This is a genomic window from Aeromonas sobria, assembly GCF_000820145.1.
Lineage (GTDB): Bacteria > Pseudomonadota > Gammaproteobacteria > Enterobacterales > Aeromonadaceae > Aeromonas > Aeromonas sobria.
The window spans coordinates 33276-48401 of the sequence record NZ_CDBW01000033.1; the positions used below are offsets into that span (position 1 = coordinate 33276).

A 15126-nucleotide genomic window follows, 5' to 3' on the forward strand; every position below is an offset into this window, starting at 1 on the left:
TTTTTCCTTGTATTGTTGTGAATGTTCAAGGATAACAAGACCGTATTAATCTAGGATTAATTTCAGGGAGAATGAATTTTTTCTGTCCCTTGTGGTTTGGCAAGATGTCATCAATGGCTAAAAAAACATAGAGAGAAGCGGCCTACCAGGGCCGCTTCTCTTATTGGATCGGTTGTTCTCCAACAACAAACTCAGCCCAGGCATCCATCATTGGACGGCGCTGATCCAGCAGATCGGTGCGGTGATAAGCCGCTTCCACCTTGTTCTGGATGAGATGCGCGAGTGCTCGCTCAGCCAAGTCTCTGGGATAGCCTTGTTCGCTGCACCAGTCCCGGAACGTCGAGCGAAAGCCATGAGCCGTGGCCAGCCGTTCAGGCGTCGTGCTCTGGGCCTCGACTCTTCTGAGCAAGGTGGTCAGCGCCATATCCGTCAGTGGCACTTGTTTACGTGGGGAAGGAAAAACCCATTCACCATGTAGCCCTCGCACTTTCTCCAATACAGCCATAGCCTGAAGAGATAACGGAATGCGGTGAATGACTTGGGTCTTCATCCTATCAGCCGGAATGGTCCAGATTGCAGCATCTAGGTCGAGTTCTTCCCAGCGCATGCTTCTCGCTTCACCAGAGCGGCAGCCGGTCAGGATCACGAACGACAGTAGGGCTCGGCTGACATCAAAGCGCTCTGCATTCGCCAAGTGCTGTTGGTAGAACGCTGGCAGTATCCGCCAATCCATCGCTGGTTGGTGCTGGGTGCGAATTGCTTTACTGGGCTGTAGTGGCAGAAGCTTATCCACGACATCGACAGGGTTTGCTTGGCAGAAGCCATGCGCCCACGCCCAAGCCATCACGGCGTGTAACCGCTGCTTCACGCGGGTGGCGGTTTCCGGGATCTTCAGCCAGATAGGCTGTAGTACACTGGCGATATGTGCCGGGGTGATGGCGTTGATAGGCTGCCGACCAATGATCGGGAAGGCGTATTGCTCTAGGGTTGAGATCCATTGCTTCCCATGCTTGGGGTTACGCCAGCCGGGTAACAACTGCTCGTGCACCTGACGAGCCGCAATTTCCACTGTGGGTATCGCAGGCTTACTGGCTTCTTCTTTCTTTACTTCCAAGGGGTCCAGCCCCTTGGCCAGTTGCTCACGCATCAGGCGAGCCTGGTTGCCCGCATCGGCAATCGAGATTTCAGGATAGATACCGAGCCCAGCGTTACGGCGCTTGCCGGTAACAGGGCTGACATAGCGAAATACCCATTTCCCACGACCTTTTGTGGTGGATGGATGCAGAGTGAGACCGGAGATCCCTCCATGTGGTATCGGCTTATCGTCGGGTTTGATGCTACGCGCTTTTGCATCAGAGAGGAGTGCCATAACAGATCCTTGATAAAAGCATAGTGTGCCACGCAGTATGCCAGTTTACGTTGGCTATGGTTAAGTGTGATTGGACAGGGATGAACTGGGTTTTAATGTAAGCGCATGATTTTGATTAGTATAATGAGCTTGCTTGGCGTGTGTCGGACTTGTTTATAGCGGTCGTCCGCTCCGCCACTAATTTTAAAGGCCTTCCCGATTGGGAAGGCCTTTTTGCTATGGGCAGATTTTGTCCATTGAACCTCATTTTTGCACACCAGACGAACAACAAAGCCCGTTCTCTCGACCGGGCTTTGTCATTTTTAGTATGTAAAACAGCCAACATCTGGCTTTTTCCTACCGGAAGATGGCTCAAAACCTGTCATTCCCGCCATTTTCTATCTATATCAGAGCCTTATCAGCTCAATCTACAGCCATTTGAATGGTGCTATGACCGACCAAATCAGACTTCTGCCGCCTGTTGGCTACAGGGCAGTTCCATATTGACCACCCCATCCTCCATCTGGACATCTATCTTGAAGCCGAGCCGCTTGGCGAGGTTGACCATGCCGCGATTGCTCGGCATGGTCATGCCGGATAGCTGACCAATCCCCTGCTCTTTGGCATAACGGATGATCTTCTCCATCATCAATTTGCCAAGGCCCACCCCTTTCAAATCCGATCGCACCAGAATGGCAAACTCGGCATCGCTCAGGTCCGGAGTCGAAATGGCGCGCACCACGCCAAGGATCTGATCCTGCAGCTCGCCATCTTGCCCCACCGCCACGAATGCCATTTCCCGGTCGTAATCGATCTGGGTCATGCGGGCCAGCTCTTCATGGCCCAGTTCGCCCACATCGGCAAAGAAGCGCTTGTACCTGTCTTCATCGGAGACTTGCAGTACGAACTGCTTGTGAGCCGGTTCATCTTCCGGCCTGATCGGGCGCAGCAGGATGTGGCGCTGGTCTTTCAGCCAGGCACCCTCCTCCAGTTCGGTGGGATAGGGGCGGATCGCCAGTCGGTTGCTGGTCGGGATGGCGGGGTCAGCCAGCGTAAGGCTGGCATCCAGTACCACCATCTCGGTGCCGCACGCTTGTAGCGGGTGCAGGTCCAGCTCCTGAATCTCCGGAAAGGCGAGCAATAGCTCGGAGAGCTGGCAGAGCACCTGACCGAGGGCATCGATATCCAGTCGCTCCGGTGTCGCCTGTTCGCGGATTTTACGGCTTTTTAGCGCGCCGATGATCTGGTAACGAGCCAGCGCCTGATTGAGCGGCGGTAGTGCTGCTACCATCTCCTGCGGTTCGGCGCCCGACTCGCCCAGCAGGATGACAGGGCCAAAGATGGCGTCTTGCTGGATACGTACCCGTAACTCCAGGCCGCCGCTGCGGCGAGCCATCCGCTGCACCAGCAAGCCTTCGATGCGGGCGCCCGGATCATGTTGTCTGACCCGATCCAGAATGGCATCTGCAGCTTGCGCCACTTCGGCCGAGGTGCGCAGGTTGAGCACTACACCGTGCACGGCAGACTTGTGGAGGATATCGGGGGAGCGCAGTTTCACCGCCACCGGATAGCCGATCTGCTCGGCAGTCAGGGTCGCCTCGATGGCGTCGGTGACGATCCAGGTTGGCAGGGTCGAGAGACCGGCAGCCTGCAAAATCGGGTGCACCAGATGGGTATCCAGCCTCAGCTGTTTGCGGTCTTGCGCTTGGCGGATCAGCTGCTGGCACAGCTCGACATTGAGCTGGTTGCCGTGCAGTGATGCCGGAGTTTCCATCAGTTGCTTCTGGTTGCGGCGGTATTCCACCATGTGCATGAAGGCCGCCATGGCGCTTTCCGGGGTACGGTAGGTCGGGAAGCCCGCTTCAGTAAAGAGTTTACGCCCCTCCTGCGCCGAGTATTCGCCCGCCCAGTTGGTGAGGATATTGAAACGGCGCGCTCTGGGGTGCTGTTTCAGATGGGCGATAAGATGGCTGGCCAGCGGCGCGCTCGGTGCCGTGAGCGAGGGGGCGTGGATGATCAGGATGGCGTCGATGCCATCTTCCTGCAACACGCTGTCCAGCGCTTCCTGATAGGTGGTGATGGTGGCATCGCTGCCGATATCGAGCGGCGGGCGTGCCAGCTTGCCGCCCCGCTCCAGCAGCACATCCACCGCCATATTGGCCAGTCCGCGGCCGTTGGAGATGATGGCGAGCCGCTCCCCTTTGAGGGTCATGGAGTGGCTGAGGGTTTCGACCGCGGCAAACAGTTCGTGGGTATCCCGCACCCGCAGCATACCGGCGCGGCGGATGGCGGCATCATAGACATTGTCGAGGCCGTGGGCCGGATCGTGGCGCCCGCTTTTCAGCACCAGGATCGGCTTGTTGCGCGAGGCTGCCCGCGCCGCCGAGAGAAAGTGGCGGGCGTCGTGCAGTTTGTCCATGTAGATCAAAATGGCGCGGGTGACGCTGTCGCGGGAGAGCTGGTCCAGCAGCTGGCCGAAGTCGATATCGCAGTGATCGCCAAGGGAGATGAAGGCGGAAAAGCCCAGCTCATGCTGTTTGGCCCAATCCAGAATGGTGGTGCTGACGGCGGCGGATTGCGAGAGAAAAGCGACCTGTCCCGGCTTGGCGGCAATGGGTGAAAAGCTGGCGTTGATCCCCTGGCCGGGCAGCAGCATCCCCATGCTGTTGGGGCCGAGCAGGCGAATGCCATATTGCTGGCAGACCCGTTTCAGCTCCAGCCGCTCCTTGGGGGAAAAGTCGGCGGCCAGTATGATGGCGGCTCCCGCGCCCTTTTGGCCGAGCGCTTCCAGTAACGGCAAGACCCGTTCCCGCCTGGTGCAGATGATGGCGAGATCCGGGGTCAGCGGCAGACTGGCGATATCGGGATAGGCCAGCACACCAGCGATGGCCTTGTTGCGCGGGGTGACGGGGAGGATGGGCCCTTTGAACTGGCCCGCCAGCAGGTGGCGCACGATCACGTGACCCGCCTTGAGCGGGTCGGTCGAGGCACCGATCACGGCGATTGATTGGGGTTTGAACAGCCGGTCCAGACCGCTTGCGTTCATGGGCACTCACGACAAAAGGGGGAAGATACCAGTCTAATACGCCTTTGCTGCGGGTTCTGTGACCGGATCCTGATCACCGTTTGTTCAGGGCATTGGCACGTAGATAAAAGCGCAGTTCGCCTTGCACCCGGCGAATTGCGCCGAGGTGGCGTTCCTGCAGATAGATATCCTGCTCACGGTCCAGCGCCGTGCTGGGCACCCCCATGCTTTGCAGATACTCGTCAAACAGGGTTGAACCCTTGATCTCTACCAGATGCTGTTTCATGGCTCTCCTCCCTGCGCCTTGGCATTTGTTGATGAACGCCCAGTCTGCGATGACCTGCCGAGTTTGCCTATTGTCACTTTTGACACGAAATTTGAAACGAGAACGCTCACACATCTTTCAGAGAGGGCACAGTTGAGGCACTGGCTGGCGTTATAGTATGGCGAGGAGCACGAGGCACGGATGGTGCGCAGGATGATCAGAGTCTGGTGGTGGTGCATGGCACTGTGGACGGTTGGCGTATCGGCAACCGAGCAGCCTATCCGCGCCCGTAATTTTCATCCCTCTGCCATCTAACTGCGGCCTATCGCGACCGCTATCAGCCTATTTCAGCGCAGTGAACCCTGATTCTGCGCAGTATCCCAGAAGGCGCGGATCAGCGGCTCTTCCAGCCGCTTCTTGAGCACCCCGATCCCCACATCAAATGGCTTGAAGGCGGGCTTGAGGTCAATGATCCGCACTTTGTCGCCGAGCGGGCTGTGGTCGATCACCGCCGCCGGCACCAGCCCCACGCCGCAACCGAGCGCCACCATGGCGACGATCCCCTCGTTACCCGCCACTTCGGCGTAGATGTTGGGGGCTATCCCCTTGTTGCGAAACCACTGATCGCTGCGTTTGCGGGCCAAGCCCTGCTCGGAGAGGATCAGCGGTAGCTGCTCCCAGTCGGGCTCCCCTTGGCGGAACCACTGGTTCAGCTGGGGGGCGTTGCGCGGCGCGATAAAGACCAGCGGCACCAGCTGCAGGCTGGCAAATTCCAGCTTGGCGGGCAGGGCATCGGGGCGGGCGGCGATGGCGAGATCGGCCTCGTCGGCCAGGATCTTGTCCACCGCCAGCGCCGGGTCGCCGGTCTCCAGCTTGATCTCCAGCTGGGGGTAGCGGCGGCGAAAGCGCTCCAGCACTTCGGGCAGCAGAAAGTAGCTGGCAGTGACCGAACAGAACACCCGCAGCCGCCCTTGCAGCGGTTCGTCGCTGCGTTTGAGCTCCTGTTTGAGCTGACGCCACTCCTGCAACAGGCCGCCGCCGAATTCGCGCAGCTTCTCGCCGGCGGGGGTGAGCCGTACCGAGCGGTTGTCCCGTTCGAACAGGATGCAGCCGGTCTCCTGTTCCAGTCGCTGGATGGCGCGGCTCAGGGTGGAGGGGCTGACCGCCATGGCATCGGCGCTCTTGCCGAAGTGGAGGGAGTCGGCGAGGTGGAGAAACAGCTCGAGATTGCGAAGGTCCATTGATCACTTCCTGCTGCAGTCAGGGCATAAATTCATGCCGAACCGTTCGGCTCGGGCAACCGCGTCCCCGGATAATTCAGCGGCAATTTTGCTGAAATGGGGAGTCACATGGGGTGAAATTGCCAAGAATCATCTTTCAATTCTTGCAACATACTGTTTCGAATATATCAGTTCAGGCAATAAGTGTCCCGCGCTATAGTGGTTCAGACAACGCCGCTACCCGGCATGGAATCAATCGAACGGAGCAATCACCATGGCTAACTATTTCAACACCTTGAACCTGCGTCAGCAGTTGGCCCAACTGGGCAAGTGTCGTTTCATGCAGCGGGCGGAATTCGCCGACGGTTGCGACGTGCTGAAGGGCAAGAAGGTGGTGATTGTGGGCTGTGGTGCCCAGGGGCTGAACCAGGGTCTGAACATGCGTGACTCCGGGCTGGATATCTCCTACGCCCTGCGCAAGGCTGCCATCACCGAGAAGCGCGCCTCCTGGCAGAAGGCCACTGACAACGGCTTCGCGGTCGGCACCTATGAAGAGCTGATCCCGACCGCCGATCTGGTGCTGAACCTGACCCCGGACAAGCAGCACTCCGACGTAGTGAAAACCGTGATGCCGCTGATGAAACAGGGGGCCGCGCTGGGCTACTCCCACGGCTTCAACGTGGTGGAAGAGGGTCAGCAGATCCGCGGCGACATCACTGTCGTCATGGTAGCGCCGAAGTGCCCGGGTACCGAAGTGCGTGAAGAGTATAAGCGTGGTTTCGGTGTGCCGACTCTGCTTGCCGTCCACCCGGAGAACGATCCCAAGGGTGAAGGCATGGCCATCGCCAAGGCGTGGGCCTCTGCCACTGGCGGCGACCGTGCCGGGGTGCTGGAATCCTCCTTCGTGGCGGAAGTGAAATCTGACCTGATGGGCGAGCAGACCATCCTCTGCGGCATGCTGCAGGCCGGTTCCCTGCTCTGCTACGACAAGCTGGTTGCCGAAGGGACTGACAAGGCCTACGCCGGCAAGTTGATCCAGTTCGGTTGGGAGACCATCACCGAAGCCCTGAAACAGGGTGGCATCAGCCTGATGATGGACCGACTCTCCAACCCAGCTAAACTGCGCGCCTTCGAGCTCTCCGAGCAACTGCGCACCCTGATGCGTCCGCTGTTCGAGAAGCATATGGATGACATCATCGCCGGTGAGTTCTCCCGCGGCATGATGGCCGACTGGGTCGAAGATGACGTCAAACTGTTCACCTGGCGTGAAGAGACCGGCAAGTCTGCCTTCGAAAACGCCCCGGCGTTCGCTGGCAAAATTGCCGAGCAGGAGTACTTCGACAATGGCGTGGTGATGGTGGCCATGGTCAAGGCGGGTGTCGAGCTGGCGTTCGAGACCATGGTGGCTTCCGGTATCTACGAGGAGTCCGCCTACTACGAATCCCTGCACGAGCTGCCGCTGATCGCCAACACCGTTGCTCGCAAGCGTCTGTACGAAATGAACGTGGTCATCTCCGATACCGCCGAGTACGGTAACTACCTGTTCGCCAACGCTGCAGTGCCGTTGCTGCGCGAGCACTTCATGCCGACCCTGAAAGCGGGCGATCTGGGTGCCAGCAAGGCGGAAGGGCAGAGCGTCGACAACCTGGCGCTGCTGGCTGCAAATGAGGCGACCCGCAACCACCCGATCGAAAAAATCGGCCAGGTACTGCGCGGTTACATGAAAGACATGAAACGCATCGCCGTTGGCGGTTAAGCCGGCATCGGGCTGGATGATGAAGGGGCGGGGATGACGATCCCCGTCGCCGGTCGGACTGGACACCCGCTCGGCCAGCCAGAAAAATCAGCCTGACAGTCATAAAAAAGCCCCGCTCATCGAGCGGGGCTTTTGCATTCAGAAAGGCCCGATAAATCAGGCTTTCCACGCTTTCCAGGTGTTGATCAGACCGTTGGTGGAGCAGTCGTGGCTGGTGACAGCCTCGTTGTTGCCCAGCTCCGGCAGGATCTTGTTGGCCAGCTGTTTGCCCAGCTCCACGCCCCACTGGTCGAAGGAGAAGATGTTCCAGATTGCGCCCTGTACGAAGATCTTGTGCTCGTACATGGCGATCAGGGCACCCAGGGTTTTCGGGGTCAGGCTCTTGAACAGAATGGAGTTGGTCGGGCGGTTGCCTTCGAACACCTTGAACGGCACCAGATCCTTGACCTGCTCCAGGGTTTTGCCTGCAGCCAGGAACTCGGCTTCGACCTCTTCCTTGCTCTTGCCGAAGGCCAGCGCCTCGGTCTGGGCGAAGAAGTTGGCCAGCAGTTTCGGATGGTGGTCACCGATCGGGTTGTGGCTGATGGCTGGTGCCAGGAAGTCACAGGGGATCAGCTTGGTGCCCTGATGGATCAGCTGGTAGAAGGCGTGCTGGCCGTTGGTACCCGGCTCACCCCAGATGATGGGGCCAGTCTGGTAGTCAACCGGATTGCCGTTGCGATCCACGTACTTGCCGTTGGATTCCATGTTGCCCTGCTGGAAGTAGGCAGGGAAGCGGTGCATGTACTGATCGTACGGCAGAATGGCTTCGGACTCGGCACCGTAGAAGTTGTTGTACCACAGGCCAATCAGGGCCAGTAGCACCGGCACGTTCTGCTCATAGGAGGCAGTGGCGAAGTGCATGTCCATCTCGAAGGCGCCTTGCAGCAGCGCTTCGAAGTTTTCGAAACCAACGGACAGGGCGATGGGCATGCCGATGGCAGACCAGGAGGAGTAGCGGCCGCCAACCCAGTCCCAGAACTCGAACATGTTGTTGGTGTCGATACCGAACTCGGTCACGGCCTTGCCGTTGGTGGAGAGGGCGGCGAAGTGCTTGGCAACGTGGGCCTTGTCACCGGCGATCTTGATGAACCAGTCGCGAGCGGTCAGGGCGTTGGTCATGGTCTCCTGAGTGGTGAAGGTCTTGGAGGCCACCAGGAACAGGGTGGTTTCCGGATCGATCTTCTTCAGGGTCTCGGCGATGTGGGTGCCATCGACGTTGGAGACGAAGTGCATCTGCAGGTGGTTTTTGTAGGGGCGCAGTGCCTCGGTGATCATCACCGGGCCGAGATCAGAGCCACCGATACCGATGTTGACCACGTGCTGGATCGCCTTGCCGGTGTAGCCTTTCCACTCGCCGGAGATGATCTTCTCGCAGAAGCCTTTCATCTTGGCCAGTACGGCGTTCACTTCCGGCATCACATCCTTGCCGTCGCACTCGACGGGGCGGTCGGAGCGGTTGCGCAGGGCCACGTGCAGTACCGAGCGGCCTTCGGTCATGTTGATCTTCTCGCCATTGAACATGGCGTCGATCGCGCTGCGAAGATCGGTCTCTTTGGCCAGATTAACCAGCAACTTGAGGGTATCTTCGGTGATCAGGTTCTTTGAGTAATCAACCAGGATGTCGCCGCCGAAGGTGAGGGAAAACTTGTCAAAGCGCTTCGGGTCCTGCGCGAACAGATCCTTGAGTTGTGTCTCTTTGTTTGCTGCAAAGTGGGCTGCCAGTGCCTGCCAGGCCTGGGTTTGGGTTGGATTGATATTTTTCATAGGATTCCTGAAATGCCAAGTTGTGTTTGAACCTTGCAGGCAAGGTCCCGCCAAACCTTATTATCCGAGCATTATAGCGAGCCGATCGGGCGGCCCGTGTAACAGATTTTTACCGATTGTCTTTTACCGCAATGGGTCACTGTCGGGAGCATACAACCAGAACATTGGGATTATGAGTCACGAAAGCAAGGCGGATCTTGCGCTTGCTCATGATTGGGGCCACCCCGATGGCCTGAAATTGTTTTCATCCGGTTGGCTTGGTTATGCATCGCAACGGCCATGGGCCGGGGCCAGAAACGACAATGCCAGCCCGAAGGCTGGCATTGTGTATTGCAGCAGAACCGCGATCACGCCTGCGGTTTTTGCATGTGCATCACCATCTGCGGGAAGGGGATCTCGACGCCCTCGGCATCAAAGGCCAGTTTCACCTTCTCGTGGAAGTCGAACCAGACACCCCAGTAATCAGCGGTTTTCACCCAGGGGCGTACCACGATATTGACCGAGGAGTCTGCCAGTGCGGCGACGGCGATGGTGGCAGCCGGATCTTTCAGGATGCGCGGCTCTTCGTTCACCAGCCGCTCGAGGATCTGCTTGGCCTTGCGCAGGTCTGAGCCGTAGCCAATGCCGAAGGTCATATCTACGCGGCGGGTATCCATCCGTGAGTAGTTGACGATGGTGCCGTTGAGGATGGCGGAGTTGGGCACTACCACCATCTTGTTGTCAGCGGAGGTGAGGGTAGTGGTAAAGAGCTGCACGGACTGCACCACACCCGCAGTGCCCGCCACTTCGATAAACTCACCCGCCTTGATGGGGCGGAAGATGATCAGCAGGAAGCCAGCGGCGAAGTTGGAGAGCGAGCCCTGCAGCGCCAGACCGATGGCCAGACCGGCGGCACCGATAATGGCGACGAAGGAGGCGGTCTGCACGCCAACACGGCCCAGCGCGGCGATCACCACGAACACCAGGATGGCGTACTTGAGGATGCTGCCGACGAAGTGAGTGATGGTGATGTCGAGCTTGCGGGTTTGCATCACCTTGACCACGCCGCCGCTGAGCAGGTTGGCGGCGATATAGCCGACCAGCAGGGTCAACAGGGCGGCGGCGATATTGACGCCGTATTCGATCAGCAGTCCCTGATTATTGACCAGCCAGGTCTGCGCTTCGGTAATGATTTCGGGTTCCATAGGATGTCCTGTCAGGTTCTAAAAGGTTTATGGTGGATGAATCTAACACCGCAGCGCGACAGTCCGGGTCGCATCTGGTACTTCTTTTCTGCCATAAAAAGCTGACACAAAAAAGAAGGGAGGCCAAGGCCTCCCTTCTTTTTTGCCGAATGACGCTAAAAAACCATCAGCTCTGCAGCAACTGGCTGCGGATAAATTGCCACTGATCCTCGAACCCGGCGGTCGGCTTGAGCTTGAACTCGGAGCGCACAAACTGACTGATGCGGCCTTCGGTGTAGGCCAGCAGCAGATTGGCCAGCATGGTCTCGTCGAGCTGGAAGCCCTGACCCTCGCGCAGCCGCTTCTCGCGCAGCACCTGTTTGAGCTGGGTCTCCAGCTTGTCGAACAGGATACTGATGCGATCCCGCAGCCGATCGTGCTCACCCAGCAGGGCGTCGCCGTTGAGGATACGGGTGATGCCGGGATTGCGCTCGGCAAACACCAGCAGCAGCTGAAGGATGTGGTGGCAGCGCGCCATGGTGTCCTTCTCTTCCGCCATGATCAGATTGACCCGTGACAGCAGGGAATCCTCGATAAAGTCGATCAGCCCCTCGAACATCCGCGCCTTGCTGGGAAAATGCCGATAGAGGGCTGCTTCAGATACGCCGACCTCGGCCGCCAGACGGGCCGTGGTGATGCGCTGCCCCGGACTGGTTTCCAGCATATGGGCGAGCGCTTGCAGGATCTGATCGCGCCGACTCTGTTTCTGATTACTGCTTGCCATGGATTCCCCTAAAAAAACAATGGCTTGGTTCTATTATTAGACACCGCCCAAAGGGGTGGTGTGGTCTGTTATTGACGACCAGAAGAACCAAAACCGCCTTCACCCCGTTCGCTCTGATTGAACTCATCGACCAGTTGGAAGCTGGCCTGAACCACCGGCATTATCACCAGCTGGGCGATGCGCTCGCCGGGCTGCATGGTGAACTCATCTTTGCCACGGTTCCAGACCGAGACCATCAGCTGACCCTGGTAGTCGGAATCGACCAGACCCACCAGGTTGCCCAGCACGATGCCGTGCTTATGGCCGAGGCCGGAGCGGGGCAGGATGGTGGCACACAGAGCCGGATCCTGAATATGAATGGCCAGACCGGTCGGCACCAGGGTGGTATCACCGGGGGCCAGGGTCAGCGGCGCATCCAGCAGGGCGCGCAGGTCCATACCGGCAGAGCCCGGTGTGGCGTAGGCGGGCAGCGGGTACTCGGTACCGATACGGGCATCCAGAATCTTCAGTTCAATTTGTGTTGTCATGAATCGCTTGTTCAGTTGGATCTTGTGTCGGCGCCCCTCTTGGCACGGCAAGGGGGGGCGTCATGAGTCTTGCGTTATCGGGACGCTCAGCGCCGGTAGTGGCGCGCAATCAGGGCGATCAGGTGACGGGCCAGCGTCAGCTTGTCGGCCAGCGGCAGCGGGGCCTGGCCCCCTTGCCAGAACACGGTCAGGGCGTTGTCATCGGCGTTGAAGCCTTGCCCCTCGCGGGACACATCGTTGGCGGCGATCATGTCCAGCCGCTTACGCTGCAACTTGTCGAGGGCGTATTGTTCCACATCCACGGTTTCGGCGGCAAATCCGACGGTGAAGGGTTTGTCTGCAAGGGCACCAACGGCCGCGATGATGTCGGGATTCTTCACCAGCTTCACCACCATCTGGTCGTTATCGCCGGTCTTCTTGATCTTCTGGCTGGCCACCTGCTCGGGGCGATAGTCGGCCACCGCGGCGCAGCCGATGAAGAGGTCACACTCGCCGACCCGGCTCATCACCGCCTGATGCATCTGCTCGGCGCTCTCCACATTGACACGGGTAACGCCTGCAGGCGTAGCCAGCGTCACCGGCCCGCTCACCAGGGTGACTTCTGCGCCCGCCTCACGGGCGGCACGGGCGATGGCATAGCCCATCTTGCCGGAGCTGTGGTTGCTGATGTAGCGTACCGGATCCAGTGCCTCGCGGGTCGGCCCAGCGGTCAACAGCAGCTTGACGCCCGCCAGCAACGGCTCGGCGGCCAGCTGCTGACAGCAGCGATCCACCAGATCGAGGGGATCCAGCATCCGGCCGGGGCCCACGTCGCCACAGGCCTGGCTGCCGGCATCCGGCCCCCACAGTAGAATGCCGCGGCTGGCCAGGGTCTTGAGGTTGGCCTGGGTTGCAGCGTTGAGATACATCTGCTGGTTCATGGCGGGCGCCAGCGCGATGGGGGCCGGGGTCGCCAGACAGAGGGTGGTCAGCAGTTCGTCGGCCATGCCGGCGGCCATCCGTGCCATCAGGTTGGCGCTGGCGGGGGCGATCAGTATCAGATCGGCCCATTTGGCCAGCTCGATATGACCCATGCCTGCTTCGGCAGAGGGATCCAGCAGGCTGTAGGCCACCGGATGACCGGAGACCGCCTGCAGGGTCAGCGGGGTGATGAACTCTTTGGCGGAACGGGTCATCACCACCCGAACTTCGGCCCCCTGATCTTTCAGGCGACGTACCAGCTCGGCACTCTTGTAGGCGGCGATCCCGCCACTGACACCCAACAGGATGCGTTTATCGGCCAATCTCATCTGCTGTTTCTCTATCCGGCTCACTTTGACTGGTCGGCTAAGATACCACAGGCAATGGATGACGACAGGGGTTGGCATCAAGGGGTGTGGTCGGGTGCGCGCAATTTTTTGCTATGTTTTCTCTCAACAGGGATGAGGGAGAGACAAATGAGCATTAAGGAGTGGCCAGAGGATGAGCGACCCAGAGAGAAGCTGCTGCGTCAGGGGCCCGCTGCGCTCTCCGATGCCGAGCTGCTCGCGATCTTTTTGCGTACCGGTGTCAATGGCCTGAGTGCGGTGGACCTCTCGCGCAACCTGTTGAATCAATTCGGCTCTTTGCGCAGCTTGCTGGGGGCGGATCAGCAGGCATTCTGCGAGGCACACGGCTTGGGCCCTGCCAAATATGCCCAGTTGCAGGCGGTGCTGGAGATGGCCAGACGCCATCTGGCCGAACAGCTGCAACGGGGTGATGCGCTCAGCTCACCCCAGCTAACCCGGGATTATCTGCAGGCTCAGTTGCGAGATCGGCCGCGAGAGGTATTTGCGCTGTTATTGCTCGATAACCAGCACAGAGTCATTCAATTTGTTGAGCTTTTTTACGGCACAATCGATTCGGCCAGCGTCTGGCCCAGAGAAATCGTGCAGATCGCGCTCAAACATAATGCAGCTGCGGTGATTCTGGCGCATAATCACCCGTCCGGCGTCGCCGAGCCCAGCAGGGCCGACCGCCAGATCACGGATCGGATCACGGCCGCCTTGGCCCTGATCGATATTAGAGTGCTGGATCACTTGGTGATCGGTGATGGCATCACGGTTTCGTTTGCCGAGCGCGGTTGGTTATGACTGTGCTCCGGCTCCGTATTAGTTGATCTTTGATCATGGATGCTGTATAAAATGCCGCCTTCTGTTTGCCCCGCAATCGAAGGCCAGCGGGGCAGACATTTGCTCGAGCAATTGAAGTAAGATTTGGAGAGACGGACATGTCTAGAGTATGTCAAGTAACCGGCAAGCGTCCGGCCGTTGGTAACAACCGTTCGCACGCAAACAACGCTACCAAGCGTCGTTTCCTGCCGAACCTGCACACTCACCGTTTTTGGGTTGAGGGTGAAAAACGCTTCGTAAGCCTGCGCGTATCCGCAAAAGGCATGCGTATTATCGACAAGCGTGGCGTTGAAGTGGTTCTGGCTGAACTGCGCGCCAGCGGTGTTAAGGTATAAGGAATTAGATCATGGCTAAAGGTATTCGCGATAAGATTCGTCTGAACTCCAGCGCCGGTACTGGTCACTTCTATACCACTACCAAGAACAAGCGCACCATGCCCGAAAAAATGGAGATCAAAAAGTTTGATCCCGTTATTCGTCAGCATGTGATCTACAAGGAAGGCAAAATCAAGTAATTACTTGATGCTGCATTCCCAAAAACCCGGCTTCGTGCCGGGTTTTTTTATGGGCGGAATTCAGTACACTGCCGGAGCGAAAGGAGGATTGTCATGTTCAAATTGAGCCGCAAAGGCTGGAATAACGTGATCATCGTGGTGGTGCTGATCGTGATCACCCTGTTGCACCGGATGGAGAGTGCCCAGCAGGAGAACAGCGCCAAGCGGGCGCGCCCCTTGCTGCCAGATGCGGCCGTGGTGCTCACCTGGCAGGGGCCGAGCTGGCAGATTGAACGGATCGGCCAGGGCTGGCGCAGTGGGGCGGAGCTGGGGCTCAACAGTGAGCAGCTGGCTGCCCGTCTGGCCCGTTGGCAGAGCTGGTTACTGCCCCCCGGCGAGGCGGTGCGTGGTACGCCGGTGACCATCAAGGTATGGCTGGCCGGCCAGAACGATCCGGTCGAGATTGGCCTCTATCAGAACAGCGGTCAATATGGCGCCCAACTGCCATCCGGTCTCTGGCTCTCCCTCACTGCCGAGCAGTATCGCGATCTGTTGCGTCCTGCTCCCTGAGTTCCTTTTCCTTGCGAGG

Annotated in this window: 14 protein-coding genes; 5 read left to right on the top strand and 9 right to left on the bottom strand. The window is 58.8% G+C overall.

Features of this window, described 5'->3' with window-relative positions; translation table 11 throughout:
• Nucleotides 1–160 precede the first annotated feature (160 nt).
• The 4 genes from BN1135_RS15355 to ilvY all read right to left on the bottom strand — a co-directional run bounded on the left by BN1135_RS15355 (nucleotide 161) and on the right by ilvY (nucleotide 5879).
• Nucleotides 161–1369 (bottom strand): tyrosine-type recombinase/integrase, encoded by a 1209-nt coding sequence (locus BN1135_RS15355; protein ID WP_042022626.1) that lies wholly within the window; start codon nucleotides 1367–1369, stop codon nucleotides 161–163.
• Nucleotides 1370–1811: 442 nt separating this feature from the next.
• Complete coding sequence (locus BN1135_RS15360; RefSeq protein ID WP_042022629.1) at nucleotides 1812–4394, bottom strand: bifunctional acetate--CoA ligase family protein/GNAT family N-acetyltransferase; 2583 nt, start codon at nucleotides 4392–4394, stop codon at nucleotides 1812–1814.
• Between the two features lie 73 nt (nucleotides 4395–4467).
• Entirely contained in the window at nucleotides 4468–4659 is a 192-nt protein-coding gene (locus BN1135_RS15365; protein ID WP_005339486.1) for a hypothetical protein, read from the bottom strand.
• A gap of 326 nt (nucleotides 4660–4985) precedes the next feature.
• Nucleotides 4986–5879: an HTH-type transcriptional activator IlvY gene (ilvY, locus tag BN1135_RS15370; protein ID WP_042022630.1), complete on the bottom strand. Its 894-nt coding sequence runs from the start codon at nucleotides 5877–5879 to the stop codon at nucleotides 4986–4988.
• A gap of 253 nt (nucleotides 5880–6132) precedes the next feature.
• Between ilvY and ilvC the strand changes: the two genes are divergently transcribed.
• Nucleotides 6133–7614: a ketol-acid reductoisomerase gene (gene ilvC, locus BN1135_RS15375; protein ID WP_042022632.1), complete on the top strand. Its 1482-nt coding sequence runs from the start codon at nucleotides 6133–6135 to the stop codon at nucleotides 7612–7614.
• A 156-nt stretch (nucleotides 7615–7770) separates the two neighbouring features.
• On the opposite strand, the gene pgi is transcribed toward ilvC, so the two are convergent.
• The 5 genes from pgi to coaBC form a co-directional block, all read right to left on the bottom strand.
• On the bottom strand, nucleotides 7771–9420 hold the full coding sequence (gene pgi / locus BN1135_RS15380) for a glucose-6-phosphate isomerase (protein WP_042022633.1): 1650 nt from the start codon (nucleotides 9418–9420) through the stop codon (nucleotides 7771–7773).
• Nucleotides 9421–9767: 347 nt separating this feature from the next.
• Nucleotides 9768–10604, bottom strand: coding sequence for a mechanosensitive ion channel domain-containing protein (locus tag BN1135_RS15385; protein WP_042022635.1), 837 nt, complete (start codon nucleotides 10602–10604; stop codon nucleotides 9768–9770).
• 166 nt (nucleotides 10605–10770) lie between these two features.
• Complete coding sequence (slmA, locus tag BN1135_RS15390) at nucleotides 10771–11367, bottom strand: nucleoid occlusion factor SlmA (protein ID WP_033113593.1); 597 nt, start codon at nucleotides 11365–11367, stop codon at nucleotides 10771–10773.
• 68 nt (nucleotides 11368–11435) lie between these two features.
• Nucleotides 11436–11894, bottom strand: coding sequence for a dUTP diphosphatase (gene dut, locus BN1135_RS15395; RefSeq protein WP_033113594.1), 459 nt, complete (start codon nucleotides 11892–11894; stop codon nucleotides 11436–11438).
• Between the two features lie 86 nt (nucleotides 11895–11980).
• Nucleotides 11981–13183: a bifunctional phosphopantothenoylcysteine decarboxylase/phosphopantothenate--cysteine ligase CoaBC gene (gene coaBC / locus BN1135_RS15400; RefSeq protein ID WP_042022637.1), complete on the bottom strand. Its 1203-nt coding sequence runs from the start codon at nucleotides 13181–13183 to the stop codon at nucleotides 11981–11983.
• A gap of 147 nt (nucleotides 13184–13330) precedes the next feature.
• On the opposite strand from coaBC, the gene radC reads away from it, so the two are divergent.
• The 4 genes from radC (at nucleotide 13331) to BN1135_RS15420 (ending at nucleotide 15107) form a co-directional block, all read left to right on the top strand.
• Nucleotides 13331–14005, top strand: a complete 675-nt coding sequence (radC, locus tag BN1135_RS15405; protein ID WP_042022638.1) for a RadC family protein — start codon at nucleotides 13331–13333, stop codon at nucleotides 14003–14005.
• 137 nt (nucleotides 14006–14142) lie between these two features.
• Nucleotides 14143–14379, top strand: a complete 237-nt coding sequence (rpmB, locus tag BN1135_RS15410) for a 50S ribosomal protein L28 (protein WP_005321271.1) — start codon at nucleotides 14143–14145, stop codon at nucleotides 14377–14379.
• 11 nt (nucleotides 14380–14390) lie between these two features.
• Nucleotides 14391–14558: a 50S ribosomal protein L33 gene (gene rpmG, locus BN1135_RS15415; protein WP_005323752.1), complete on the top strand. Its 168-nt coding sequence runs from the start codon at nucleotides 14391–14393 to the stop codon at nucleotides 14556–14558.
• Nucleotides 14559–14651: 93 nt separating this feature from the next.
• On the top strand, nucleotides 14652–15107 hold the full coding sequence (locus BN1135_RS15420; RefSeq protein WP_042022642.1) for a hypothetical protein: 456 nt from the start codon (nucleotides 14652–14654) through the stop codon (nucleotides 15105–15107).
• Nucleotides 15108–15126: the final 19 nt, after the last annotated feature.

Coding starts and splice junctions, on each gene's coding strand:
- BN1135_RS15355 (WP_042022626.1), bottom strand. CDS start 1,369: ATGGCACTCCTCTCTGATGCAAAAGCGCGTAGCATCAAACCCGACGAT.
- BN1135_RS15360 (WP_042022629.1), bottom strand. CDS start 4,394: ATGAACGCAAGCGGTCTGGACCGGCTGTTCAAACCCCAATCAATCGCC.
- BN1135_RS15365 (WP_005339486.1), bottom strand. CDS start 4,659: ATGAAACAGCATCTGGTAGAGATCAAGGGTTCAACCCTGTTTGACGAG.
- ilvY (WP_042022630.1), bottom strand. CDS start 5,879: ATGGACCTTCGCAATCTCGAGCTGTTTCTCCACCTCGCCGACTCCCTC.
- ilvC (WP_042022632.1), top strand. CDS start 6,133: ATGGCTAACTATTTCAACACCTTGAACCTGCGTCAGCAGTTGGCCCAA.
- pgi (WP_042022633.1), bottom strand. CDS start 9,420: ATGAAAAATATCAATCCAACCCAAACCCAGGCCTGGCAGGCACTGGCA.
- BN1135_RS15385 (WP_042022635.1), bottom strand. CDS start 10,604: ATGGAACCCGAAATCATTACCGAAGCGCAGACCTGGCTGGTCAATAAT.
- slmA (WP_033113593.1), bottom strand. CDS start 11,367: ATGGCAAGCAGTAATCAGAAACAGAGTCGGCGCGATCAGATCCTGCAA.
- dut (WP_033113594.1), bottom strand. CDS start 11,894: ATGACAACACAAATTGAACTGAAGATTCTGGATGCCCGTATCGGTACC.
- coaBC (WP_042022637.1), bottom strand. CDS start 13,183: ATGAGATTGGCCGATAAACGCATCCTGTTGGGTGTCAGTGGCGGGATC.
- radC (WP_042022638.1), top strand. CDS start 13,331: ATGAGCATTAAGGAGTGGCCAGAGGATGAGCGACCCAGAGAGAAGCTG.
- rpmB (WP_005321271.1), top strand. CDS start 14,143: ATGTCTAGAGTATGTCAAGTAACCGGCAAGCGTCCGGCCGTTGGTAAC.
- rpmG (WP_005323752.1), top strand. CDS start 14,391: ATGGCTAAAGGTATTCGCGATAAGATTCGTCTGAACTCCAGCGCCGGT.
- BN1135_RS15420 (WP_042022642.1), top strand. CDS start 14,652: ATGTTCAAATTGAGCCGCAAAGGCTGGAATAACGTGATCATCGTGGTG.